Raw genomic sequence first — 25,098 nt, forward strand, 5'->3', positions numbered from 1 at the left:
CTGACCTGTGGCCATGCCCGGGTCAGCCGTCGGCACCGTTCCGCGCCGTCAGCTCAGTTCTCGGAGGGCGACGGCATCTCCGGCAGCACCTGCGGCGCGGGCTGCCGCGCCTCACGGGCCGCCGCCTTGCCGAGCCCGGGCAGCTCCCGGGGAAGGTCCCGCTGCTGCGGCCCGCGATGTGCCAGCGCGGCCGTGCGGTGGTAGTCCTCCACCAGGACCAGGAAGCCGGGGTCGAGGTAGCTGCTGCCGTCGATGGTCGGCCCGGCCACCCCTTCCATGATGGCCTCGATGTCCTCCCCGCTGACCGTCTTGTACTTCTCCAGGGCATGGGTCATGGCCAGCACCTCACGCCGGTTCGCGGCGAGCACAGCCTCGGTGCGTTCGTAGAGCTCGCGCAGCTTGGCCTCGACCTGCTCACCGAAGGGCCGGTCGACATCGATGGACGCCTGCCCCAGCTGGCTCTCGATCATGACCGATCGGGAGGCCAGCGTCTCGCCCATCGCCGACGCGGAGATGTGGCCGGACACGAGCAGCGTGGCGGTGCGCAGGTCACCACCCACGCCGACGGTGTTGTCGCCGTCGAAGAACATGCGCTCGCCGACCAGGGAGGCCAGCGAGACCATCACCTGGGTCTCCATCTCCGACTTCCACATGAACATGCGGTCCTCGACCGCGACGTGCGCGACGAAGCCGCCGACGCCGCCGCGCCGCTCGATGGTCGCCAGGTCGATCACCCGGCCGCGCTGGGTCCGGTAGGCGACCACCGCGTGGCAGGCCTCGTGCAGGGCGATGCTGTGCCGCTCACGCGCGATGTGCTCGTGGTCGTCGGCGAGGCCGTACTCCTTGATCACCCGGGCGCGTAGCATGTCCTGCCAGGTGATGACCTCCCGACCATCCTTGATGGCCTGCACGAGGGCCTCGTTGACCGTGTCCTTGATGGTGGCTCCGGTCGCCTCCGGGCTCATGATCGCCAGGCGCTCGATCTGCTCGGGCGTCAGCTCGTGGCTCACCTTGGCCAGGTACCCCTCGAAGGTCCGGATGCGGCCTTCCTTGCTGGGGTAGCCGACCTTGTAGATGCGGTCGATACGACCGGGACGCAGCAGCGCCTCGTCCAGCGACTGGGGCATGTTCGTCGCCATCATGACCAGGATGCGGTATTTCGGCGGCGGCTTCGGGCGCATTCCGAGCGTGCGCCGGACGACCCGGTTGAGGAATCCACGGGGCTTCTTCAGCCCGGACATCTCGGTCAGCAGCGCCTGCAGGGTTCCGTCGAAGTTCCCGCCGCCGCCACCCATTCCACCCATCACGAAGTTGTGCCGCTCGGTGTGGTCACGGGCGATTCGGGCCTGCGCGGAGGGGTCCAGATAGGAGAATCCATTGCAGACGTCGGGCGAGTGCGGGCCCACGGGAACCCCGAACGCGCTGTGCGCGGCGGAAAACGTGCCCGGCCCGCCGGAGAAGACCCCGTTCCCACGAGTGGACGCCCCGGTGGCACCGCCGAGCTTTCCACCGAACCCGGTGGCGAGCTGACCTCGGTTACCAAGGGTGTCGGCCTCGTCGAAGAAGACGATCACTCCGCCGTAACGCAGCGAAAGCTTGCGGAGCCGCCGAAACAGCGACTTCACCTTCAGAATGCCGACGCCGACGAACATCGCGGAGAAGGCGCCTGGATCGACGAAGACGTATGGTTTGCCGGTCTCGCCGGCGACCGCCTCGGCGATCAGCGTCTTACCCGTCCCGGGCGGGCCCCACAGGAGGATGCCGCCCGGGACGTAGCCGCCCCGGTCCTCGATCTCCTCGGGGCGCTCCAGGTAGAAGACGTTCTCCCGGACCCGGCTGACCACGTGGTCCTGGCCCCAGACGTCCGAGAAGCGGGTCTTGATGTCCTCCGGGAAGTAGACCTCGACACCGCCCTTGGACAGGAACCAGAAGATCGCGACGAACTGGCCGACCACGACGAGCAGCAGCAGCACGAGCTGCAGCACGTAGGGGATCGCGTCCCATGCGGCGCCGGGAAGGCCGACCATGGCCTCGAAGACCGACTGGTCGACGATCCGCGCGTAGACGAACAGGAAGAGCGCGAACGCCGTCACGAGCTTCAGCGCACGGCTGACCCGGAACCGGTTCCAGTCGTTGAGGCGCAGCAGCCGGCGCTCGGCGCGGCCGAAGACCTTGTCCGTCCAGAACAGGTAGTAGGCGGACGATCTTTCACCGAGGAAGATGTGGACCTGGTGGACGATCTCCAGGCCGAGCAGCGCCAGGATCCACCAGCTGGACTCCGCCTGGATGCGGAACGCGTCGCCCCAGGTCATCAGCGGGTTACCGGAGACATCCGCCGCCACCACGAACATGAACAGCGCTCCGAGCAGGAGCAGGAACTTCGCCCTGTCCCAGAACGCCGCCGGGCGGCGGCGCTGCCCGGCACCGGACGGCGAGCCTCCGTCGGGCTCCGACTGATCCGGCCTGTTCGGCTGCACCGGCAGCTTCGGCTGCGTCGGCTCGGTCGCACTGCCGGTGGCGGAGGATGCTGTGCCTCGCGCCCGGTCGCCTGTGCTCATGCCTTCTGCCCTCGGTCCGTCGGCTTGATCGTGAACGAGCCCGTCACCTCGCTGATCTGCACGCCGTGCTGGGCGTAGCACAACGCCGAACAAGCCAGGACGAGCTGGTAGAGCACGGTCTGGTTCTGGTCCAGCAGGCTCGTCTGGTCGATGGTCACCAGACCGGCCGCGGTCGCGACCTGGTAGATCAGATGCACGCCATGGACGCCGGCGTCCCGCGAGACCGACTCGTCCCGCAGCAGAAGGAAACTCGGCGCGAGCCGCGCGCCGTAGGGGTCGCGGCGCACCGCCTCCTCCTGCGCCGCGACCGCGTCGTCGACGGTCACGACGAAGTTGCGCAGGTCATTGGTGGAGACCGAACGGGCCTCCTCCGGGAGGAGATGACGAACCTGGACGAAACCCTTGGGCAACGCGGCATCCGGAACGAACAGACTCGTCTCGTCGAACTTCTCCGACGCGTCAAGCCCGACCACCCACTCCCTCGACATGAGGGTTCGCAGCATCTCCGGGCTCACATTGCGGGCATCGATTCCGAACAGCGCGGGGCCGGGCATCTCCTGATGCGTCCAGCCGGCCGGCACTTTCAGGAACGCGCCGTCTTTTTTGTTCGTCACATACTGGTAACTAGGCGAACCACATCCGGCCGCTCCGGCCAGCAGCGCCACCACCGCGGCGATGACCAGGACGGGGCCTGACCTCAGACGCGACCGCGGCCCGCGTCTCGGCCGGGCTGGTGGCAGTGGCCGCGGCAGGTGGCCACGACTTTTAACCTCCACGGCGATCCTCCAGCCTCGCGAGGTCGATCCCATGGTGCGGCACCGGGCCATGGATCCACATTTCCCATGACAAGTGTGACTCGTTCCGGCGCAACATCACCTGGATTTCGCCGGAAAGGGTCATTGCGGATACCCTCCGCTGTCGCGGCCTACTCCTCCGTTCGCGGGCCCCGCCGGGTTCCACCCTGCGGTCCCCTCCCCGGGGGCGCCACTCGGTAACTACCCACAGTGACCACCACGGTCGACCCATGGCCGGCAGACCCACGGCAGCACCGGCGCAGGCCCGTGGCAGCGCCGCCAACAGCACTGCCGACGGCACTGCCGACGGCCCCGCCGACAGTCACCGACAGCCACCGACGCCAGGCGGGGCATACCGCCATGCGACGAACAGCGACCCACGTTCCGGACAGTTGCGGCCCAGGGGGCACACTGTTGGGTATGGCCCATTACCGGCGTGGCCGCAAAGTGCCCGCGTTGCCCCCGGTGCGCAGGCACATCGTCGGCGGGCTGACCGTCGTCACCGTCTTCGTCATGGTCGGCCTGGCGGCGTGGCAACCGATCGCGGCGCTGCCCGCGCTCGCGGTGATCGCGGTCCTGGGCATTGTCGATTTCGTGCTGGTCACGACCTCACCGGCGGCGCAGAGCCTGCCGTCGGGGCCGCTGAGCGGCAAGGAGCTCGACTGGGAGTCCGGGCTGATCGAAGCCGCCCCCGGGCTGGTCGACGCCCCCACCCAGATGCTGCCGCGGCTGGCGTTCCGCTACGCCCCGGGGCCCGACGACGCCCCCGAACCCGCGGCCGAGGACGTCCACACCATGGCCATCGACATGCGGGGCTACCTGGACGAGACCGGCGCGATACGCATGCGCTGACCACGGGCACTGCGGGCACAGCTGGCACCGCCGGCACGGCTGGCTGTGCCGCTCACGGCTCGCTGTCGCCGGCCGGAAGCAGCGCCAGCACGGTGTCGACGGCGGCCCGGACAGCGGACGAGTCGCCGCCGGCCCGCCCGGCCGCCAGTCCCACCAGGAACGCGGTCAGCGGGGCCGCCGGCCGGGCGACACCGTGCGCCACATCGCGGGTGAGGTCGAGAACGAGGGTGGCGTCCACACTGTCGGGCGCGAGCCCCAGCGCGGGCATCACCCGGGCCATCCACTCGTCCAGGACGGCTTCGATCCCACCGTCCTGCGGACGGTTCGCATTCGTAGAACCAGTCACAAAACCGCACCAGCCAAGATCGGAAACCGGGTGGACGTGGCCGCTGTCGCCACCGGCAGGCGGCGGGCAGGGCGGCGAATCACAGCGTTGAGCATTTCTGGTCGCGCTCGAGCCCGTCGCGAAACCGCACGAGCCAAGATCGACAATCGGCGGCACGACCGAGAGTCGGCGCCGTTCGAAGATCATGGGATTTTCGTCGTCCCGACGACCATAATCCTCAACTCTTGCCTGGTCGCAACGGTTGCCCGAGATGCGGCCCGAGGTCACCGCTCGAAGATCATGGGAATTTGGTCGTCCCGACGACCAAAATCCTCAACTCTTGTCCAGCAGCAAAGGCTTCCCGACGTCCGGGATTGTGCTGCAGGCTCGCGCGCAATCACTGACCCATCTCACGCCAGACCCGGACGCCAGCGCGGCTCGCGTGCTCAGGCCCAGGCCCTGGCGACGGCGAGGGCAGCCGGATCATCGCAGTCCAGGCAGACGCGCTCGGTCGCGGCGACGGTGCGCACCGACTGGCCCGCGAGCAACGACCGCACCGACCGGCCAGCCGGGTCGACCGGCAGTACGGCTCGCAGCGTGACGGTGCGCCAGGCGGCGGCAAGGTACTGCGGCCGCTGGGCCGGGTCACTCAGCAGCGCCACCTGCGGGCCGCCGGGGCCGGCCGCCACCGCGTCCAGCAGGCCCTGAACCTCCGGGGCGCCGAGGAACGGCAGGTCCACGGCCAGCACGACGACCCGGGTGGCCGTGACGAGCCGCAGGCCGGCGGCGATCGCGGCGACCGGACCGCCCCCGGGCGGGTCCTCACGAGCCCACCTGACCGCGCGCGTGCCCGGTACCGGCGGGCGCCGCGGCCCGACGACGACCACCGTGCGGGCCGCCGCCACGGCGCCGAGCACCCGGTCCAGCAGACGGGCTCCGCCGACGCTCAGCGCCGCCTTGTCGTCACCGCCCATCCGCCGGGCCGCCCCACCCGCCAGCACGAGTGCGTCCCACGGCTCGACGTCGGCCTGAGCGCCCTGGAATCCCTGCACTCCGAGGGCTCCCTGAAATCCCTGAGCTCCGGGGGCTCCCTGGGTACCGGTGGCTCCGAGGGCTCCCGGGACGGGCGCGGTCATCCGCCGATCGCGGACATCGGCCGCTGCGGCTGGCGGAAGCCGGGGGCGTCGATGCCGTGGCCGGCATGCTTGCCCCAGACCGCACGCCGCCACAGCTCCGCGAGGTCCTCGTCGTCGGCGCCCGCACGCATCGGCCCGCGCAGATCGGACTCCTCCCGCGCGAACAGGCAGTTGCGCACCTGACCGTCGGCGGTGAGCCGAACCCGGTCGCAGGCGGCGCAGAACGGCGCCGACACCGAGCCGATCACGCCGACGGTGCCAGGGCCACCGTCAACGCTGAACCGCTCCGCCGGGGCACTGCCCCGCCCGGGCATCGGCTCCAGGGTGAACTCCGCCCGCAGCAGCTCCATGATCTCGCCGGCGGTGACCATCTCCGTGCGGCGCCAGCCGTGCTGCGCGTCGAGCGGCATCTGCTCGATGAACCTCAGCTCGTACCCAAGCCGCAGGCTCCAGCGCAGCAGGGCAGCGGCCTCGTCGTCATTCAGGCCGCGGACGAGTACCGCGTTGACCTTGACGGGAGTCAGACCGGCCTCGGCCGCCGCGGCCAGGCCCGCCAGAACGTCGTCCAACCGGTCACGGCGGGTCATCCGGGCGAAACGGTCCGGGTGCAGGGTGTCCAGGGAGACGTTGACCCGGTCGAGGCCGGCGGCCGCGAGGTCGGCAGCCAGGCCACCGAGCCGCAGGCCGTTCGTCGTGAGCGAGATCTCGGGCCGGGGCGACAACGCCGACATCCGCTCGACCAGGTGCACCAGGCCGGGGCGCAGCGTGGGTTCGCCGCCGGTCAGCCGGATCTCCGTGACGCCCAGGCGGGTCACCGCGATCCCGACCAGCCGCAGCACCTCGTCGTCGGTCAGCACCTCGGCGCTCGGGAGCCAGTCGAGGCCTTCGGCGGGCATGCAGTAGGCGCAACGCAGATTGCACCTGTCGGTCAGCGACACCCGCAGGTCAGTCGCGACTCGCCCGTAGGAATCGGTTAGCCGCATTTGGCCAGAGTAGGTGGGCCGCGGACCCGGCACACGCGTTGGCCCGCCACCAGCCGCGGACCGACCGCCGAACCGACCGCCGAACCAACCGCGGGGCACGACGACGCAGCGCAAGGTACCAGGCGCGGCGCAGGGAACCGACCGGCGCGAGCTGACCGTGCCACATATGAACGACCGTCACCGCCGAAAGCGCCCGTCGCTGCCACGACGCCCCGCCGGCCTGCGAAACTACAACAGGTGCCAGCAGGCCGGCCCGCTACACCGACCGGCCCGGTACCGGGCGGCCTCCGCGCCCGAGGCCCGGCCGGGTCAGCGCCGACCTCCAGCGGAGGGCACACAGAGCGACATGCCGGACGCACGGCGACACAACGACATCGCGAGACACGGTACGTCGACCTGATGTACCGCGACGGGACGTACGTACAACGGACCACGAACGGCCTGCGGCGCCCCGGCGCACCGTGGGGCGCGCTGAAGCGGAACACTGCGGAGCACGACGGAGAGGACGGGGTAGATGCGGGTCTTCGGGGTCGACATCGGCGGAACCGGCATCAAGGGCGCCCCGGTTGACATCGAGGACGGAACGCTCGCCGCGCCCCGTTTCCGGATTCCCACGCCCCGTCCGGCGGACCCGGAGTCGGTGGCCCGGACCGTCGCCGAGGTGGTCGAGCACTTCGACTGGTCGGGCCCGGTCGGCGCGACCTTCCCCGCAGTGATCAAGTCCGGGGTCGCGCGCACCGCGGCGAACGTCGATCCAAGCTGGGTGGACACCGATGTGTCCGCGACGTTGTCCACCGCGCTCGGCTCGGCTCTGGGCGGTACCGAGGTCTCCGTCGTCAACGACGCCGATGCCGCCGGAGTCGCCGAGATGGCCTTCGGCGCCGGGCGCGACACGTCCGGCCTCGTCGTCATGACGACCTTCGGCACCGGCATCGGCACTGCGCTGTTCCTCCACGGGCAGCTGGTCCCCAACACCGAGCTGGGTCATCTGGAGATCCACGGCCACGACGCGGAGACGAAGGCCTCCGAGGCGGCCCGGGAGCGCGAGGACCTCTCCTGGGACAAGTGGGCCAAGCGTGTGAACCGGTATCTGGCCACGGTCGAGGCCCTGCTCTGGCCAGATCTGATCATCATCGGCGGCGGTGCGAGCAAGAAGGCCGACAAGTTCTTCGATCATCTCCAGCTGCGGACGAAGGTCGTCCCCGCGCAGCTCCAGAACGATGCGGGGATCATCGGCGCCGCCCTCGTCGCCGTCGGTGACCAGACCCGCCCGCGGCCGGTGCCACGACCGACCCGCCGCCGCGGCCCGGCGACCAGGCCCCCCGGCGGCCGGCGCCCCTGAGGCGGCCGGCGCCCCTGGCGCCCGACGAATCCGGCATCGATACCGACACCACCCGAACGGGCCATCCGGAACGGGTGGCACCTCGGGCGGTGATTCGTCACACCGGCCCCGCCGACAAGCCCCCGACGTGTCCAGAACCTTCCGCGAGAGTCAGACTGTGCGTGTCGTCCGCCGCAATGCGACTGTCTGGCGCCATCAATGGCAGGCTGTCACCTACCGGGACGCATGGCGGCGAGGCGGTTGCGCGCGCACTCCGTGCTCCGGTGCGCCCTCAGGGTGTCCAGCGGGGCACACCGGTGTTCGGCCCCGTGCGGGCGCCGCGGCACGGTGTGTGCGCCGCGGCGGCCCCACGGCAGGAGATCGACGGGAGGAGAAGGCGCCATGCGCGAGCTGCGGGCGGTCGCACTCAGCGAGGACGGCGGCTACCTCGTACTCGCCGACGCAGCCGGGCGGAGCGACGCGGAACAGTTCCGTGTCGCCGTCGATGATCGACTACGGGCGGCCCTGCGCGGGGCCCGACGTAGTGAAGTACGCGCGGAAAGCGCGCTGACCCCCCGTGAGATCCAGGCGCGGCTGCGAGCCGGCGAGACCGCGGCGGACGTCGCGCGCGCCGCCGGCATCCCGGTCGAGCGGGTCGAGCGGTACGAGGGTCCCGTGCTCGCCGAACGTGCCCGAGTGGTCCAGGAGGCCCGGGCGGCGTTGCTGCCGAAGGATCCCGGCGGGATCCCCGGGCGCCCGCTTGGTGAGGTCGTCGACTCACGCCTGCTCAGCGTCCAGGACGACCCGGAGACCGCCCAGTGGGACGCCTGGCGCCGCGTGGACGGGATCTGGCTGGTTCAGCTCACCTCCGACAGTCGCTGCGCCCGCTGGACGTGGGACCCGGTGGTCCGTCGCGTGCGCCCGCACGACGACGCCGCCCGCGCGCTGGTCGCCCCCGAGTCCGCCGAGCTCCCGCCGGCGCAGCCGCCCGCACAGCCACCGGCACGCGCCGGCGGACCCGCGCTCACACTCGTGCATGACCAGGGGGCCGCACCGGCCCACCCGGGCGCGATGGGCGCTGCCGCGGGCTACAGCCAGCCGTCGTCGCTTCCCGCCACGCCGGCGGCCGTCCCGTCCGCAGCGGTCGCGAACGCGACGGGCTACCCGCCGGGCGGCTCCTCCGCCGGGTACGGATCCACCACGGACGAGGCCGGTTACCAGCCCGCCGACCACTACTCACCGCAGCCTGACGGCGACGGATTCACCCCGGCCGTGCCCGGGCCGGCCACGGCCAGCGCATCCGTCCCGGCGGCCACCGCCGGCCGGGAGGCCAACGACTACGAGCGGGCCGGCTACGCCCCGGCCGCGCCCGGTCGGCCGGGGCCCGAGGCCGGGTACGGCAACGACGCCAACGGCTACGACGCCACGGGCTACGAGGCCAACGGCTACGGCACCGGCCGATACGACACCACCGGGTACGAGACCACCGGCAACGAGGCCCGTGGGTACGGCACCGGCCACGAGGCCGATGGCGACGCGGACGGATACCGGCCCACCGGCTATGCGCCCGACCGCGGCGGCAACTCCGGCCACGGCGCCCCCCGTTCCAGGTCGCCCGAGCACACCGGGCCGACCCGGATCGGCGCTGGCCGCAACGGCGGGCTGCGCCCCACCACGGAAACCGGCGCGGCGCCGGAACGACGCGTCCCCGCCGACGGAGCCAGGAGGGAACGCGCCGCAGGCAGATACCTCGCCGGTACCGGCCCCGCTGCCAGCGCCTCCGACGAGTTCTCGGCCCCATCCAGCACCCCCGCCGCGCCCTCCGCGCCGAGCCGCCCAGCACCCGCCTCGCGCCGCGCGGCCGCCACCCCGTGGCCCGGAGGCCCCGGTGGGCTGCCCGGCGTCCCCAGCCGGCAGGCAGCCGGCCGGCGCACGACGCCGCCGACGGGCAGGTTCGGATCCCGCGACCGTGCGGTCGCGGGATCCGACGAGGTGTCGCCGGTCGAACACCACACTCCGGTCGAACACCACACTCCGGCCGACAGCCATGCTCCTGCCGACCACAGCGTGCCCACCGGCCACGATGCTCCGGTCAGCGACCGGGCCAATTCCGTCGGTCCCGCCCGGATCACGCCGCACCGGCCCGCGCAGGTCCGTGAGCCGGCGGAGGCGGTCGGCGGCGAGGTTACGCAGAGCTGGGCCGAGCCGGACGACCGCCAGGGATTCGGGAACGAAGGCGCCGCCGGCGAACAGTTCGAGAACGAACGGCTCGGATTCGAGGACGAGCGGCTCGACCGCGACGGTTTCGAGGGCAACGGTTTCGACGGCACAGCGGCGGCATTCGACGCCGGCCTCGCGGCCGAGACCGTCCCAGACGGCGAGGCCGGCCCGGCCCGGGAGGCGGGCAGCGAGCCGCCACACGCGGGCCTGCCAGGCCAACCCGCTGCCGCTGCCGCGAGCATGGCTGCGGCGGCGGACGAGCCGGCAGCGCCGCGACGCGCGGCCGCGGCTACCCGGCCGCCGGCGGCGGTCTCGCCCGCGGAGCCCGTGGCACCCGCCCCGACCGCGCCTGCAGCCGCTGCGCCCGCCGCCGAGACCCACGACGCCGGGGCGAGTCGGCGGCCAGCGCGGCGCCCCGCCGCGGCGGCCGGAGGGGCCCGCCGGGCGCCGGCAGCCCGGGCCACGACCGGACGGCCGCAGGCCTCCGCCACCGGCACGCCCACATCGGCCGCACGCGCCGCTGGCACCGCGCCAGCCGGTGACATCGTTCCGGACGAGCGGGTGCCTGCTGACGCCGGCGCGGCCCAGGGCTCAGGCTCCACCGCAGACGCCGCCGTGGACATCTCTGCCACCGACGCCGCCACCGCCGCTGACGCCGCCTTCGACGAGGCGGCTGCCACCGCACCGGCGACGGCGACCGAAGGCGCGCCTACCTCGGCGGATACCGACAGTGCGGAAGACGCCACGGACGGCACCTCAAAGACGTCCAAGGGCAATCAGACCACTGCTGCGGGTAATCGTGGGCGCCAGAACGGGACAGGTCGTGGCAGCGAACGTCCCGCAGGCGGTCGACGCGGACGCAAGTCGGTGCCAGCATGGGACGACATCGTGTTTGGTGCTCGCCGGCCCTGACCGGCGGGGGGGCACCAAAGGCGAGGTCCGCCACCGGTCCGCCACCACGGGGCACCGGCGGCGGAAGCCGCTCTGGGTGCAACGACGCCGAGAGAGCCGGCTGTGAGTAAACCGTCACATGGTCAGGCGGAACGTCTGGCCGCTCAACACAGTTGGAGAAGGTGTGACAGGGACTACCACGAAGCCGACGCTGACCAACCTCGACCGTTGCGACAGGTGCGGCGCACAGGCCTACGTCCGGGTCGTTCTGCCTGGGGGCGGAGACCTGCTGTTCTGCCGCCACCACGCGAAGTCGCACGACTCCAAGCTCCGCTCGGTCGCGGTCGAGTACCACGACGAGACCGAAAAGCTGAGTGTCTCCTGACACATCACGCAACCGGGGGCATGCCGTGATCGCACGGCATGCCCCCGACTCACGTCCGGCCTGGTGTCGTGGCCGCCAGGCCGGGCGTACGAGCCGCCGCTGACGGCTGCCGAGCCCCGCAGGTGCCCTCGCCCGCGCCATAGCCGGGCAGTCATACGGTAAGTGTGTGTCCACCACCGGGAACGAGCCGGGCCGCACCCTGGCTGCCCCGGAAGGTGGGCTGCGTGCTCTGTCGAGCCGTGCGCTGTCGACCAGCGCGCGGGTCGCCGCAAGGCGGGCGTTGCGCGCCCTCACCTGGTTCCGGGCGTTCGCGCGGTCGGATGGCCCGGATCGGGGCGAGGCCGTGCGAGACCTCGCCCGGCGGCTGCTGCAGCCGAGGTCCTGGGTTCCCTGGGGCGCGCTGCGACTGGCCCGGGCGACGGTCGCCAACGCGTGGCGGCACCGCGTCCTCGGGCTCGCCGCCGAGGCGGGCTTCTGGCAGCTGCTCTCCATGCCACCACTGCTGCTCGCGCTGCTCGGTGCGATCGGCTACCTCGGCGACGTCCTCGGCGGTGACGCCGTCGACAACGTCCGGCAGAGCATCCTCGGCGGTGCCGACAACCTGCTGACCGCGTCGGTGGTCGACGGAACGGTCCGGCCGACGATCGACCAGATCCTCTCTCGCGGCCGCCCGGACGTCATCTCCATCGGTTTCCTGTTGTCCTTGTGGACCGGGTCCACCGCCATGGCGACCTTCGTCAACACGATCACGATCGCCTACGGCCAGCGGGACCTCCGTTCCGCGGTCCGCAGCCGACTGCTCGCGCTGTGGCTGTTCATGGCCCAGGTAGCGACCGGTGTCATCCTGCTGCCCGCGCTGGTACTCGGGCCCAGCCTGCTCTCCGACCTGCTCGACGCCGGCCGGCACCCAGCTGTGGACGAGCTGCTGCGGGACGTCTTCTGGCCCGTGGTCGGCGTGGTGGCGCTGGCCATGCTGACGACGCTCTACCATCTCGCACTGCCCCAGCGACGCCCCTGGCGACGGGCGCTGCCGGGCGCCGCCCTCGCGCTGTTCCTCTGGCTGGTGGGCAGCTATCTGCTTCGGATGTACCTGGAGCTGGTCTTCAGCAACGAGCTTGTCTACGGCTCGCTCGCGGCACCGGTCGCAGCGCTGCTGTTCTTCTACATCACCGCGCTCGCGGTACTGCTCGGCGCGGAGCTGAACGCCGCACTGGACGAACGACCGCCCCGCCCACGCCGGGGCGGTGAGCATCGGGCCCGTCCGCGCTAGCGTGCTGGCATCCGCCTCGGCTCTCGCCAGGGCGGACGTCAGCACGGGTGCGGGCTTCACAGGTGCGCGGGGCTGGCGCAGGTGCGGGCAGGCGCAGGTGCGCGCGGGCTTCAGTAGGTGCAGCCGGCTCCCTCCGCCGGCGCGGGCGCGGCCTGGGCCAACGTGACGGTGCCAGGAGCCCCCTCGTCGAGCTGCGTGACGAGGCCGGCCGTCCTGGCCGGGTGGGCAGCCGTGGCGGGTGACCAGTTCACCGCACGTGCGGACGTGGTCGTCGAGTCGCCGGTGTGGGGTGCCGCGGCGCTGCGCTGCGGGGAGCCGCCAAGCTTGTCCAGCAGCTCCGCCAGCTCATCGGGCTTCGCCAGGAGTACCGACTGCTCGCCCGCCCTCCCCGGGGTGGCCGGCACGGTCGCGAAGGTCACCGCACCGCTGCTGATCCCCTGCATCCGGATGGCCAGCAGGCGCAGGTCGGCCAGCGAGGTGTTCTGATCCAGGGTCAGGGCGGAGGTGGCCGCGTCGACGACATCCAGGAGCTTCTTCGGGTTCAGCAGCGTGCTGGTCGAGGCGACCGATCTGAAGACCACACCGAGGAACTGCTGCTGGCGACGGATCCGGTCGATGTCGCCCTCCGGCAGGCCGTAGCGCTGCCGGACGAACGCCAGGGCCTGCTCACCGTTGAGCGTGTTGCTGCCGACCTGCCCCTGCCAGCCGGAGTACCGGTCGCTCAGGTTGTTGAAGCCGCGCGCCTTCAGATCGGCCGACAGCTCCTTCACGCAGACCGTCACGCCACCGAGCGCGTCCGTCATCGCCTGGAAGCCCACGAAGTCGATCTGCAGGTAGTGATCGACGCGGATGTTGGTGAGCGTCTCGATGGTGCGGATGAGCAGCGACGGCCCGCCGTAGGCGAAGGCCGCGTTGAGCTTGGACTTCTGCGCCTCGTGCGCGACACCGGATGAGTCGGTGTAGGCGGGAATCTGGACCCAGAGGTCCCGGGGAAAGGACAGCAGGGTCGTCGAGCCGTCGGCATCGAGATGAGCCAGGATCGTGGTGTCCGATCGTTGCCCTTCGGTCTGCCCGAACTCGCCCCCGGTACCGGCCCGGGTGTCAGAGCCGACCAGAAGGATGTTCTGGGTGCCCGACCCGGCCGCGGCCGGGCGCGCGGAGGCGTCGGAGAACTTCAGCTCCACCCGCCCGACCTTGCCGTCGTAGTGCCGCAGCACGGCCCAGCCGGTGGTCGCCCCCAGGAGAAGGACGATCGAGACGAGCGCCGCGCACGCCGTCACGGTGCGGCGCAGCCCACTGGCCGGCCGGCGCTGCTCCTCCTGGGCGGGGGCGGGCCCATAGGGCTCGTAGGAGTCATAGGGGTCGCGGGGCCCGCCCGGCCTACCCGACCTGTTCGGTCCACCCGGTGGGCCGTGGCGGGCAGGCCCGTTCGGAGCTGGCCTCGGCTCACGCTGCGGCCAGCTACCGGCAGGCCAGTTCTCCGCTCCGGGCGCACGCCGGGCGGAACCCGCCGCGGGCGGTGGAGTGGGACGTGCCTGGCCCGGACGAGGTGGACCACCGCGCTCGGGGGCCGCCGGGCGCTCCTGGGGCCGGGGCTGGCGCGCCGGGGGGCGCCGGGGTGTTCCGGGCTGCCGAGGTGCTCCGGGCTGCCGGGGTGCTCCGGACTCCGGAGGCAGCGGTCGGCCAGACCCCCGGCCCGGTGGCGTGCGACGACGGTCACGCGGATCCCAGTGGCCCGGATCGTCATTGTTCGGAGGCCAGCTCACGGCCACGTCCCCTCGTTCACCCGCCGGGACGAGCCACGTCGCCCCCACGGAGCCGGCGGACTCCTGCCGCCGAGCGCCTGCCCGTCGAACCAACGGCTGGATCGACCGCCGAAGGCCGTCGGAATCTCATCCGACGCCGCACCAGGCTGGCCGCTGCCGACGCCGCTCGACATCCCCACGGCCGCCGCGGCAGCCGCGAGCCTCGGTCGGCACGGCTACGCGGACCACCACAGCGGCCCACCACTTTTCTACCTGTGTTCTGGCGACCCGCAGGGTTCTACCGATATCTCTGTCCGGCATCTGATTGCCCGACTCGACAGTCGACATCATCAAACCGCCGGCATCCGGCCGATACCGCCCGACGTCCGACAGCCGACACCGACACCGGCTCGGGCTCGGGCTCGGCCGGCAGGCGACGCGGTCCCGCCGAGCCCACCGGCCGGGCCGGGGACGCCGTTCGCGGAGCCGGGCCGGGGACGCCGTTCGCGGAGCCGGGCCGGGACGCCGTTCGCGGAGCCACGTCGCGGACGCCGGTCGCGGAGCCCGGCCGCCTGGTGCTGGCCGCGGCCGATGGACGGACCACCCGGGTCCGGCCCGTCGCGGCGATCACGCGGTCTGAATACCACCAGACTTGAAAGGATTAGAAATTGGAGGGCCGCGACCAGTGCCTTCCACCCGGCGCAATCGTCGCTACCACCGGGCGGCGGACACCGCGCGTCGCGGGTGGCACCGGTGGCGCCGATAACACGGAACTCCTGGTCTTCCACGATCGACCTGCCGGGTTTGCACCCTCACCGCGACAGGCGGTAAGTGATGAACGCCATACTCCGCCCCTCGCGGCCGAGGCCCGCGCCCCTTCCGCCCACGGGTGCACCGGTTTACCCGGCGCCGGAGCACCCTCACCCGAATTCGGTGCCGAGACGTGGCACGAACCGAAGGCGACGTACCCCTCCCCCACAGGTTGGGCCCCTATCACAACCACCCCGGTAGTTCTTCCACCGAACATCTCCGGCCGAACACCGAAGTCGGCAACGATCCGCGACGTGAAGTCACGGTCCGTTGCAGCGCGCCAGGGTGCGGAACGGCTGATTGCGAACCGACGCCACTCCCCGTGAACTGCGGCGATCATTTGCCGGTGGCCGGGCCGTGGGATCGCGGATCGGTCCGCCTCTGGAGCGTCGCGCCGGACGCTCCTGCTGTCACGATGAGTACGCATCATCATCGCTAACGGATCCAGACAAAATCTGGGCGAGATCCGGTGCGAGATGAGCCGCGGCGCGAACCGGCCGGGTCCGCCACAGCGAGCGCCGCTACCCGACCATGGCTCGATCGGCCTACCGTTAACGGTATGAGCGCCCAGTCCCACCAAACACCAGCTTCACACCCCGCCGCGGCGCCGTCGCAGGACAGCCCGACCGCGGACAGCGCACAACGAAGCTCTCTCACTTCGGGCGGCTCGGAAGTGGCGTCCGTCCGGTCTTCGACGGGTGTCTCCGCACCGGCCGCATCCGCAACGGGGTCCGCGGAAAACCCGGGCGAGGAGGATCAGGAATCGTCCCGGCCGACCATCGGGACAACTCGGCCACAGGAGTCGGCGAAGATTGCCACGGATCCACAGGCACCACTGCCCGCCGCGGGCGGTGTGACGACGGATGAACAAGCTGCGGACGAACCGGACAGGAACGGACAGGCCAAACACGATGAGACGCCCCACGCGGCCTTCAGGCGTTTCATGGCGAGCGGGTGGGCACCGGTCGACACCACCGTCGCACCGCGTGACGACTGTGCTCCCTACACCACCAAGCGGCGTGGGCTTCTCACCACAAGATTCCCCTCCGACACACTCGTCGTACCGAGCGGCGGGCTCCATGTGCGGGCGAACGACACCGATTACCCGTTTCGCCCGGGCAGTGACTTCTTCTGGCTCACCGGTTGTCACGAACCGGACGCCGTCCTGATCCTGCATCCCAACGCGGCCGGTGACCATGACGCCGTGCTCTATCTCGCCGACCGTTCCGACCGGTCCAGCTCCGCGTTCTACACCGATCGCCGATACGGCGAACTATGGGTCGGCCCTCGCCCAGGCGTGCGGGAGACCACAGCCGCGCTCGACATCGAATGCAGGCCGCTGCCGGAACTGCCCGAAGCACTCGCCCAGCTCTCTCCGGCAAGGACGAGAGTTCTGCGCGGGCTGGACAGCCGAGTTGATCGGGCGGTGAGCCGCTGGGCGCCGCCCGGCACGGCCGTCGACCGGGATGCCGTGTTCGCCCAGACGCTGTCCGAACTTCGGCTGGTCAAGGATGATTTCGAGATCGCGCGGCTGGACGAGGCGGTCGCCGCGACCATTGTCGGCTTCACCGAGTGTGTGACCGAGTTCGGTTATGCGGCGACACTGCCCAACGGTGAGCGTTGGCTGGAGGGAACCTTCTGGCGGCGGGCCCGGGTCGACGGCAACGACGTCGGTTACGGATCCATCGTGGCCTGCGGACCACACGCGACAACCCTGCACTGGGTGCGGGATGACGGCCCCGTGCGGCCCGGTGACCTGGCGCTTCTCGACATGGGCGTCGAGAGCCGCTCGCTGTACACCGCGGATGTGACGCGGACGCTGCCGGTGAACGGACGCTTCAGCCCGTTGCAGCGCCAGGTCCATGAGATCGTCTACCAGGCACAACAGGCTGGAATAGCAGCGGTCCGGCCAGGTGCGGCCTTCCTCGATCCACACCGCGCGGCGATGCGGGTGATCGCACAGGCCCTGCACGACTGGGGGCTGCTTCCGGTCACGCCCGACGAGTCACTCAGCGAGGATCCGAAGGCACCGGGTGCCGGTCTGCATCGGCGCTACACGCTGCACTCCACGTCACACATGCTCGGACTGGATGTGCACGACTGCGCGCACGCACGCGATGAGACATACCGGGATGCGGCGCTGGAGGCCGGGATGGTGCTGACCGTCGAACCGGGCCTCTACTTCCAGCCCGATGACCTCACCGTCCCACCGGAGCTTCGTGGGATCGGCGTCCGGATAGAGGACGACATCCTGGTGACGTCACAGGGAAGTCGGAACATGTCGGCCGCGCTCCCGCGTTCGGCCGACGATGTCGAAAAGTGGATGGCCGGCGAAGCCGTCAGGCACTGAAACCACGGGGATCCAGCCGGCCGGCCGCCCATTTGGTCGCCCCCGGCCGCAGTACGGCCACCGGCCGGCAATCGACACAACGTGGTCTGGTTCCTGCCCATCGACCGCTCGATGGGCAGGAACCAGGACGCGAAACATGATCACGTCTTCTTCGGCCGCCGGCCCGAGGAGACCCACACCAACTATCAGGGTTGTGCTCGGGTAGTACCTGGGTCGATGACTCGACACGTCGACCCGTAAAGCAGTGGGACCTGGCTCAGTGAGCCTTGTCGTACGCCTCAACGATGTTCGACGCGATACGCCCACGGTCACTCACCGTGTAGCCGTTGCTGCGCGCCCACTCACGAATGTCGGCGGTGCGGTCGGTTCCACCGGTACGCCGCGAAGCGGCGCGGGCGCCACGCCGGCCACTGGCAGCACGCCCGCCGGAACGACGAGCGGCGGTGACGAACGGCGCCAGCGACTCCCGCAACTTCGTGGCGTTCTTCTCCGACAGGTCGATCTCATACTGTGCGCCGTCCAGTCCGAACCGGACTGTCTCGTCGGCCTCTTCTCCGCTGAGATCGTCAATCAACGAGACGATGGTCTTCTGGGCCATGCCACTCTCCTTCAGGTCAGCGGACCGCAGAACTTACGGGTCTAGTATTACCACGAGAACACCGTGAACTGTCACGCCTGGTTCGTCAGACTCGCGAGGCAACCGTGACGATGGCGCAAGTCGCTGGCTCGAGGTGGGTGCTCGACGCAGCCCAAAGGAGTGGATCGACATCGACATGATAGAGAGATGATCATGTTCTTCGAATCACACCTTCCGGTTCGAAACGTCGACCCACGAACGTCCCGACGACGGCACGCGGCAACCCACCAGCGACCCGCCTCGGCACCGAGACACCGGTACGCGGACGGGCAGCAGGCTTCGTACGCCGCCGGACCGTTCGATTGCCCGGCAAACGAGGCCACCCGCACAGCGGCGTCTTTGGTCAAGCCCGGGCCCGTGAACCCACCGTCGTGTTTGCCAAAGCCGACCCGCGGCGCCGGATGAGTACGCCGGATTCCGCTCCTGACGCTATGCGCCCGACTGGCATGGACTACCGGCTCACCTGGGTCGTCGACGCGGCGAACGTGATTGGCACACGACCAGACGGCTGGTGGCGGGATCGCGCCGCCGCCGCCGGGCGACTACACAGGGACATTCTCACCCTGCTCAGCCGGCCGGATGGACTCCGCACTCCGGCGGATCGACCGTCACAGGTGCTTCTTGTTCTCGAGGGAGCCGCCCGGGCCGGTGTACCGGCCGGGCCGACCATGGCTAAGTTCGCACCAACCGCGGCCGGTACGAGCGAAATCTCCGCCGACGACCGGGAAGACCGGACACCGGCAGCAGCACCGGAACTGAAGTCACCGTTACCGAGAATGAGCGTGGAACCCCCACGGCTCCTGGTGATCCATGCACCGGCCAGTGGGGACGACACGATCGTGGAAGCGGTACGCACCACGCCACCGCCGACTCTGGTCGTGACATCGGACCAGGCACTGCGAGATCGCGTTCGCGCGCTGGGCGCACGGGTGGTGGGCTCTGGCTGGCTCCGGGATGTCCTTGACGGGGCCAGTACACCTATATGCCGTAAATCACCATGAGTATGCCGGAAATCACTATGCGGGGAATCACACCCACCCGGCACGGCCCCGGCAGCCGACAAGTTCCGGCCACCGAACCAATAGCCCTCGCGCCATCCGTGGTTCGACCCTGCTCCGCTCGGCTGTCAGGCACATCGCTGTCAGGCACATCGCTGTCAGGCGCTCGGGCTGTCAGGCTCTCGGCCCTCCGCCACCCACTCGTCAGGCTCTCACCCGTCAGGCATTCGGCCTGCCAGATGACGGCCCGTCGGGCGTTCCGACACCGCCGGCGGGACCGCGCTCCGTGGCCGACCGGCACGCCTGCCCGCACGAGAGCCAGCGGGCCGCCTCAGCGGGTCAGACAAGCCTTCGAAAGGCGAGAGGGTAAATGAAACCCCGGATTCGCCGCGTCGCGCCGCACAGACGCTCTGAGCCGCTCGCCCAGGCGCCCGGCCCCTCGCCATCGGGCCGGGCCACATCCGGTACGGGATCCCGAGGCCCCCAGCCGGCCCGAACACCGGCACGGGACCGACGGCCCGCCACCGCCACCGCGCCTGCACGAGCACCCACCGGTTGTGTTCCCCGTGCACGAAGCCACTCACCACGAAGCCACTCACCATGAGGCCGCCGCTACGAAGCCACCCAGGATGGTGGGCCCGGTGCGGGAATCCCCGCCCGGCCGCCGCATCAGGCCAGGTGCTGCCAGTGCCGCGGCCGGCATCCGATGCGGGTCAGGCCCGCGCCGGTCCGGCCGGACCGAAACCGCCGGCCGAGTCGAGACCGGAGATCAGGCTGAGACCGAAGCAGACGGTCGCCGTGGCCCCGGAGCGGCCAGTCGAGCCGAGTACCGGCCCGCCGTGGCCGTCACCTCCAGGGGAAGCCCGAAACAGGCCGACAGATGCTCGGAGACCAGGACCTCGGCCGCCGGGCCGGCCGCGAGAACCTCGCCGCGGCGCAACAGCAGCGCGTGGGTGACCCCGACGGGGATCTCCTCCACGTGATGGCTGACAAGGACCGTGACCGGGGCACCGGGATCGGCCGCGAAGCGGGTGAGCCGCCGCAGCAGCGCCTCCCGGGCACCGAGGTCGAGGCCACTGGCCGGCTCGTCCAGCAGCAGCAGCTCGGGGTCGGTCATCAGCGCGCGGGCGATCTGGACGCGCTTACGCTCTCCCTCGGAGAGCGTGCCGAAGCTCCGCTCGGCCAGGCTCCGGCAACCGAACTGGCTCAGCAGATCCGCCGCCCGCTTCAGGTCGACCTCGTCGTACTCCTCGCGGCCACGCCCGAGCACCGACCAGCCCGCGGTGACCACCGCGTCGAGCACCCGCTCGTAGTGCGGGGGCTTGTCGCTGAGAACCGGGCTGACGACTCCGACCCGGTAGCGAATGTCCTGCAGATTGACCCGGCCCATCCGCTCGCCGAGAAGATCAACCTCGCCGGAGGTCGGGAACAGCCGGGACGAGGCGATCTGAAGAAGCGTCGTCTTACCCGCGCCGTTCGGACCGAGCAGCACCCAGCGCTCGCCCTGGTTCACCACCCAGTTCACGTTCCGCAACAGGTGTACCCCATCGCGCCTGACCGTGACGTTCTCTAGGCGCAGCACCGCTTCCGGCATGACGCTCACGTTACGCGAGGCGGCGTGGGATCCGACGGCCCGGCCGCGAGAAAGCCCGCCTGCGCCCTCTCGATGGCCGGCCGCCGAAGGCCCGGACGATCAGAGGTCGTCCGGATCGATCTCCGCCCACACCAGCTTGCCTTCGGGCAACGGGCGCGTACCCCAGCGCACGGCGAGCCGCCCGACCAGGTCGAGCCCGCGGCCCGCCTCGTCGTCCGGGCTGGCGTGCCGCCGGCGCGGCATCCGTCCGCCGGCGTCGGTGACCTCGATCAGCAACCGCCGCGAGCTCCCGCCACCAGCGCCCGCGGCCCCGCCCGCGATCCCCATCCGTCGGACCCGCGCCGAAAGCGGCGACCGGCCGTGTACCAGCGCGTTGCCGACGAGCTCGGACAGCACGAGCACGACGGTGTCGATCACCGCGGGCGCGACCAGGGCGTTCTCCATGGCGACCCGGACGTGTGCCCGAACCTGGCTGAGACCGCCGGCCGGATCGACGGTGACGTCCAGTGGATCCACCGCCGGGCCCGCCTCGGGCAGCCTGGCCAACAGCAGGGCCACATCGTCACCCGGCCCCGACGCTGACGCTGAGGCTGACGCCGGTGCGGGCGCCGGGCCCGAACCCGGGCCCGGACCGTCCGGACGAGCACCGCCCGCCCGCGACCCGGCCGCGCAGGCGGCCCGGGCAAGCAGGTCGAGCCGGCCGTCCCAGTCCTCGGCCGGGCGGGCGAGCACGGCGGCCAGGTTCGACACGCCCGCGTCGATGTCGGTGGACCGCCCCCGGACCAGCCCGTCGGTGAACAGGGCGAGCAGCGCACCGGGACCCAGCTGCACGGTGTATTCGGTCATCGCGTCGCGGGCCAGCCCGAGTGGCGTCGCGACCGCCATGTACAGGCGCGACACCAGCCCGTTCGGAGCGACCACCAGCGGCGGCGGATGTCCCGCGCTGGCCAGGGTGAGCTGGCCGGTCTCGATCTCGAGCACGGCGTAGATGCAGGTGGCGATCAGATCCTCGCCGAGGTCGGCGACGAGCCGGTCGAGCTGGGTGAGGACCTCCACGGGCGGCAGGTCCAGCCGGGCGCAGGTGCGCACCGCGCTGCGAAGCTGCCCCATCAGCGCCGCGGCGCGCAGGCCGCGGCCCATGACGTCCCCGATGACCAGGGCCACCCGGCCGGCGCCCAGGTCGATGGCGTCGAACCAGTCACCGCCGACCTCGTCCGCATCCCCGGCGGGGACATACCGGGCCGCCAGCTCCAGGCCGGCCACGACGGGCATCCGCGGCAGCAGGGCGGTCTGGAGCGCACGGGCCTCGCCACCGGCCCGGCCACCGGCCTGGGCGCGTTCCAGCGCCGGTGCGGTGTGGGCCGCGATCTCGGTGAGGAACGTCAGGTCGTCCTTGGTGAACGCGGCCCGCTCACCGGCCGCGATCATCACCATGACCCCGGCGGGACGTCCACGCCGCATGATCGGGATCGCGGCGGCGCTGTGGCCCTCGGCGTCGCGTACCCAGCGGGCCAGGTCCGGGGCCAGAGCCCCTTCCAGGAAGGGCGCCAGGCCTGTGGACGTCGGCTCGCCGGGCAGCGCCGTGCCCTCCCCCAGGGACAACAGGACGGGCACGGTCCGGCCAGGCGAACCGTCGCCGTCATCGTCGCCGTCGGCGGCAGCGGCCAGCGGGCCGGTCGTGGGCAGCACGAGCGCGGGTCCACCGGGCAGCGGCGCGGCGGTCAGGCCGTTCCTGACCGCGGCGGCCACCAGGCGCACACCCGCGGTCGCGTCCGCCGCTTCCAGGTCGTCCACCGTGGGGTTCAGGTAGATCAGGCAGACGTCGGCGATCTCGCCGACCACGACCGAGGCCAGCGCGGCCAGCGCCCGGTCGGCGTCCGCGGCCGCGGCCACCGCGGTGCTGGCCTGCGCGAGCACCTCGAGCCGCCGCAGCGCCCCGTCGGCGACCGCCTGGTGGGCCTCGGCGGCCAGCCGCGCCGCGGCGAGCTCCGCCTCGGCCTCCTCACGGGCGACCCGCCGCCCGGCCGCCTCGGCCGCGAGCCGCTCGAACAGGGTCGCGCGCTCCAGCGCCTGCGCGGTCTGTTCAGCCAGCGTCAGCAGAAAGTCCTGGTCGTCGCCGCCGAACTCGCGTGGGTCGGGAAACCCCAGATGCAGCACGCCGAACGGCGCGTCCGTCGTCACCAGCGGCAGCAGGGCCCAGCTGTGCTCCGGACCGGACTCGACCGCGCCGAGCAGTTCCGCGACGGGCCAGCGCGCGCTCAGCTCGTCCCGGCTGCCCAGGAAGATCGGCCGCCGGCCGCGGACCACCTCGGCCAGCGGGTGGATCGCGCCGAGCGAGACCTCCGACCAGTGCGCGGCGTACTCCGCCGAGACGCCGACCAGGGCGTCGAACCGGAGCCGGTCGTCGGCGGAGTCGATCAGGGCGACCCCTCGGCTGATGGCACGCGCGGCGCGACCGCCGTGTTCGACCACGGCGGCGACCACGTCGTCGACCGTCACCGCCCGGCCGAGCGCCGTGGTGAGGCGGCGGGACTGTTCCCGGCGCCACGCCGCCTCGTCCGCGGCGGCGGCGACCGACGCCCGCGTCACCGCGGCGGACCGGGCCTCGGTGACGTCCGTGAACACGCCGACCCACTCGACGTGCTGGCCCTGCTGGCCGTCCACCGCCGTCGGCAGCAGCCGCGCGGTGATCTTCCGGGGGGCGCCGAGGACGTCCTGGACGGTGAACTCGCCGTCGAACTGCTCCCGGCGCTCCACCGCGGCGCGCCAGGCCCGGCGGACCCGATCCCGGTCGTCCGGGTGCAGCGCGTCGAGCCAGCCGAAGCCGGCGGTCTGGGCGCCCGACTGGCCGGTCATGGCACGCCAGCGGGGCAGATCCGTGTCCAGCGCGCCGTCCGGGCCGCCGTGGAAGACATCGGCGGCGGTGGCCTCCGCCAGCGCACGCTCCCGGGCCACGGACCGGCCGAGGTCGGCCTGGGCGGCCTTGGCGCGGGTCGCGTCGATCGCGACCAGGACCGCTCCCGCGGGCGCGCCGAGCCGGTCCGTGGCCGGGTACCAGCTGGCCAGCCAGGTCTGGTTCGGCCCCGAACCGCCCGTGGCGACCCCGATCTCAAGATCGGTGACCGGTTCGCCGGTCCGCAGGACCCGCCCCAGCAGGACGTCCATCTCCAGGCCGATGTCGCCGAGCAGCTCCGGCATCGTGCGGCCGAGGTGCTCGGCGGCGGAACGGCCGTTGAGGCTGGCCAGCACCTCGTTGACCCGGACATACCGGCCGGAGGTGTCGTAGAGGGCGAGCCCGACGGGCGCCCGGTCGAACAGCGCCTCGCGCAGGGCCTGGCCGACGAGATCGGTGGGCAGCGGCGGTGACGAGCCAGGCTCGGTGCCGGTGCCGGCGCCGGCACCGGTCGCGGACAGGGCCGGGACCGCGCTGCCCGGACCCACGGGACCGCCGGAACCACCGAAACCACCGGGACCGCCGCCCGCGCCACCTGCCGCCGCGCTGTTTTCGAGGGCCGGCCCGCGCCAGGACGTACCGAAATCAGACGGTGGCGCCACACCCGTGCCGGGTGGAGGCGTCAGCGGGAAGCCGGGGATGCCGGCGAAGCCCGACCCGGGCTCTCCCGCGAGAAGGGCTCCGTCCGTGCCGGGGCCGGCGGCCGATGCCCCGAACGCTCCCGGCCCAGGCATCCCCGGCCCAGGCCCAGGCGTGGCGGTCGGTGGCGGCGTGGCGGTCGGCGGCGGCATCGACGACGCTGCCGGCTGCGGGACGGGCGGCTGCGGATCTGACAGCGGAGGAACCGACTGCGGCAGGCCGGACAGCGGCGCGGCCGGTGGCGCCGTGGTCGGCGGCGGCACCGTCGGCGGCGGCGGGATCGTAGGCGGCGGCGCTGTGGGCGGCGGTACCGGCGGCCGTGCGGGCACCGGCAGCGGGAAGCCCGCCGATGACAGCGGCCCACGGGTCTCGCTGTCGTCATCCCCCACGAGGGGCTCCCAGCCGGACGGGGTCCGCTGCTGGCCCACGGCGGCCCGCGCACCGGTGACGTCCGGGTAGGACGACCAGCCGTTCTCGCTGCTCTGGTCGTTCCAGCCGTCCAGAGCCCGGCCGAAGTCGTCCCAGCCGACAACGGGCGATCCCACCCGCTCCCCGCCCGGCTGGCCCGGAACCGGACCCGGGCCAGCCGATCCAGCGGGTTCGTCACCGACGGCGTCACGGCCGCCCGTCTCGGGGC

At 71.8% G+C, this 25,098-nt stretch carries 15 protein-coding genes; 6 read left to right on the forward strand and 9 right to left on the reverse strand.

Features of this window, described 5'->3' with window-relative positions; all coding sequences use genetic code 11:
- Positions 1–53: 53 nt before the first annotated feature.
- Both ACG83_RS05055 and ACG83_RS05060 read right to left on the reverse strand, forming a co-directional pair.
- Positions 54–2,558 (reverse strand): AAA family ATPase, encoded by a 2,505-nt coding sequence (locus tag ACG83_RS05055; RefSeq protein WP_054564927.1) that lies wholly within the window; start codon positions 2,556–2,558, stop codon positions 54–56.
- On the reverse strand, positions 2,555–3,223 hold the full coding sequence (locus tag ACG83_RS05060; protein ID WP_054565428.1) for a hypothetical protein: 669 nt from the start codon (positions 3,221–3,223) through the stop codon (positions 2,555–2,557). The genes ACG83_RS05055 and ACG83_RS05060 overlap by 4 nt, the downstream gene beginning before the upstream one ends.
- A gap of 549 nt (positions 3,224–3,772) precedes the next feature.
- On the opposite strand from ACG83_RS05060, the gene ACG83_RS05065 reads away from it, so the two are divergent.
- Complete coding sequence (locus tag ACG83_RS05065; RefSeq protein WP_054564928.1) at positions 3,773–4,204, forward strand: hypothetical protein; 432 nt, start codon at positions 3,773–3,775, stop codon at positions 4,202–4,204.
- Between the two features lie 52 nt (positions 4,205–4,256).
- On the opposite strand, the gene ACG83_RS05070 is transcribed toward ACG83_RS05065, so the two are convergent.
- The 3 genes from ACG83_RS05070 to moaA all read right to left on the reverse strand — a co-directional run bounded on the left by ACG83_RS05070 (position 4,257) and on the right by moaA (position 6,648).
- Positions 4,257–4,550 carry a DUF6457 domain-containing protein gene (locus ACG83_RS05070; protein WP_054564929.1) on the reverse strand — a complete coding sequence of 98 codons (294 nt, stop codon included), beginning with the start codon at positions 4,548–4,550 and terminating at the stop codon, positions 4,257–4,259.
- A 425-nt stretch (positions 4,551–4,975) separates the two neighbouring features.
- The gene (locus ACG83_RS05075) at positions 4,976–5,665 is read right to left on the reverse strand and encodes a molybdenum cofactor guanylyltransferase (protein ID WP_235497659.1); all 690 of its coding nucleotides are present in this window, start codon (positions 5,663–5,665) and stop codon (positions 4,976–4,978) included.
- Entirely contained in the window at positions 5,662–6,648 is a 987-nt protein-coding gene (gene moaA / locus ACG83_RS05080; protein WP_054564930.1) for a GTP 3',8-cyclase MoaA, read from the reverse strand. The genes ACG83_RS05075 and moaA overlap by 4 nt, the downstream gene beginning before the upstream one ends.
- Before the next feature lie 514 nt (positions 6,649–7,162).
- Between moaA and ppgK the strand changes: the two genes are divergently transcribed.
- From ppgK to ACG83_RS05100, 4 genes are all read left to right on the forward strand, one after another.
- Positions 7,163–7,990, forward strand: a complete 828-nt coding sequence (gene ppgK / locus ACG83_RS05085) for a polyphosphate--glucose phosphotransferase (RefSeq protein ID WP_054564931.1) — start codon at positions 7,163–7,165, stop codon at positions 7,988–7,990.
- A gap of 381 nt (positions 7,991–8,371) precedes the next feature.
- Entirely contained in the window at positions 8,372–11,101 is a 2,730-nt protein-coding gene (gene sepH / locus ACG83_RS45950; RefSeq protein WP_054564932.1) for a septation protein SepH, read from the forward strand.
- A 163-nt stretch (positions 11,102–11,264) separates the two neighbouring features.
- Positions 11,265–11,465, forward strand: coding sequence for a hypothetical protein (locus ACG83_RS05095; RefSeq protein WP_006542635.1), 201 nt, complete (start codon positions 11,265–11,267; stop codon positions 11,463–11,465).
- Between the two features lie 166 nt (positions 11,466–11,631).
- Entirely contained in the window at positions 11,632–12,735 is a 1,104-nt protein-coding gene (locus tag ACG83_RS05100; RefSeq protein WP_054564933.1) for a YihY/virulence factor BrkB family protein, read from the forward strand.
- A 110-nt stretch (positions 12,736–12,845) separates the two neighbouring features.
- Here the strand turns inward: ACG83_RS05100 and ACG83_RS05105 are convergent, their stop codons facing one another.
- Entirely contained in the window at positions 12,846–14,015 is a 1,170-nt protein-coding gene (locus ACG83_RS05105) for an LCP family protein (protein WP_054564934.1), read from the reverse strand.
- 2,218 nt (positions 14,016–16,233) lie between these two features.
- On the opposite strand from ACG83_RS05105, the gene ACG83_RS05110 reads away from it, so the two are divergent.
- A complete protein-coding gene (locus ACG83_RS05110) occupies positions 16,234–17,640 on the forward strand; it encodes an aminopeptidase P family protein (protein WP_054565430.1) in 1,407 nt (468 codons plus the stop codon).
- A 256-nt stretch (positions 17,641–17,896) separates the two neighbouring features.
- Here the strand turns inward: ACG83_RS05110 and ACG83_RS05115 are convergent, their stop codons facing one another.
- The 3 genes from ACG83_RS05115 to ACG83_RS05125 all read right to left on the reverse strand — a co-directional run bounded on the left by ACG83_RS05115 (position 17,897) and on the right by ACG83_RS05125 (position 25,006).
- Entirely contained in the window at positions 17,897–18,238 is a 342-nt protein-coding gene (locus ACG83_RS05115) for an Lsr2 family protein (protein ID WP_006542630.1), read from the reverse strand.
- Positions 18,239–20,044: 1,806 nt separating this feature from the next.
- A complete protein-coding gene (locus tag ACG83_RS05120; RefSeq protein WP_054564935.1) occupies positions 20,045–20,869 on the reverse strand; it encodes an ABC transporter ATP-binding protein in 825 nt (274 codons plus the stop codon).
- A gap of 99 nt (positions 20,870–20,968) precedes the next feature.
- A complete protein-coding gene (locus tag ACG83_RS05125) occupies positions 20,969–25,006 on the reverse strand; it encodes a SpoIIE family protein phosphatase (RefSeq protein ID WP_304438421.1) in 4,038 nt (1,345 codons plus the stop codon).
- Positions 25,007–25,098 lie beyond the last annotated feature (92 nt).

This window comes from Frankia sp. R43, from assembly GCF_001306465.1.
Taxonomy (GTDB): Bacteria; Actinomycetota; Actinomycetes; order Frankiales; family Frankiaceae; genus Parafrankia; species Parafrankia irregularis.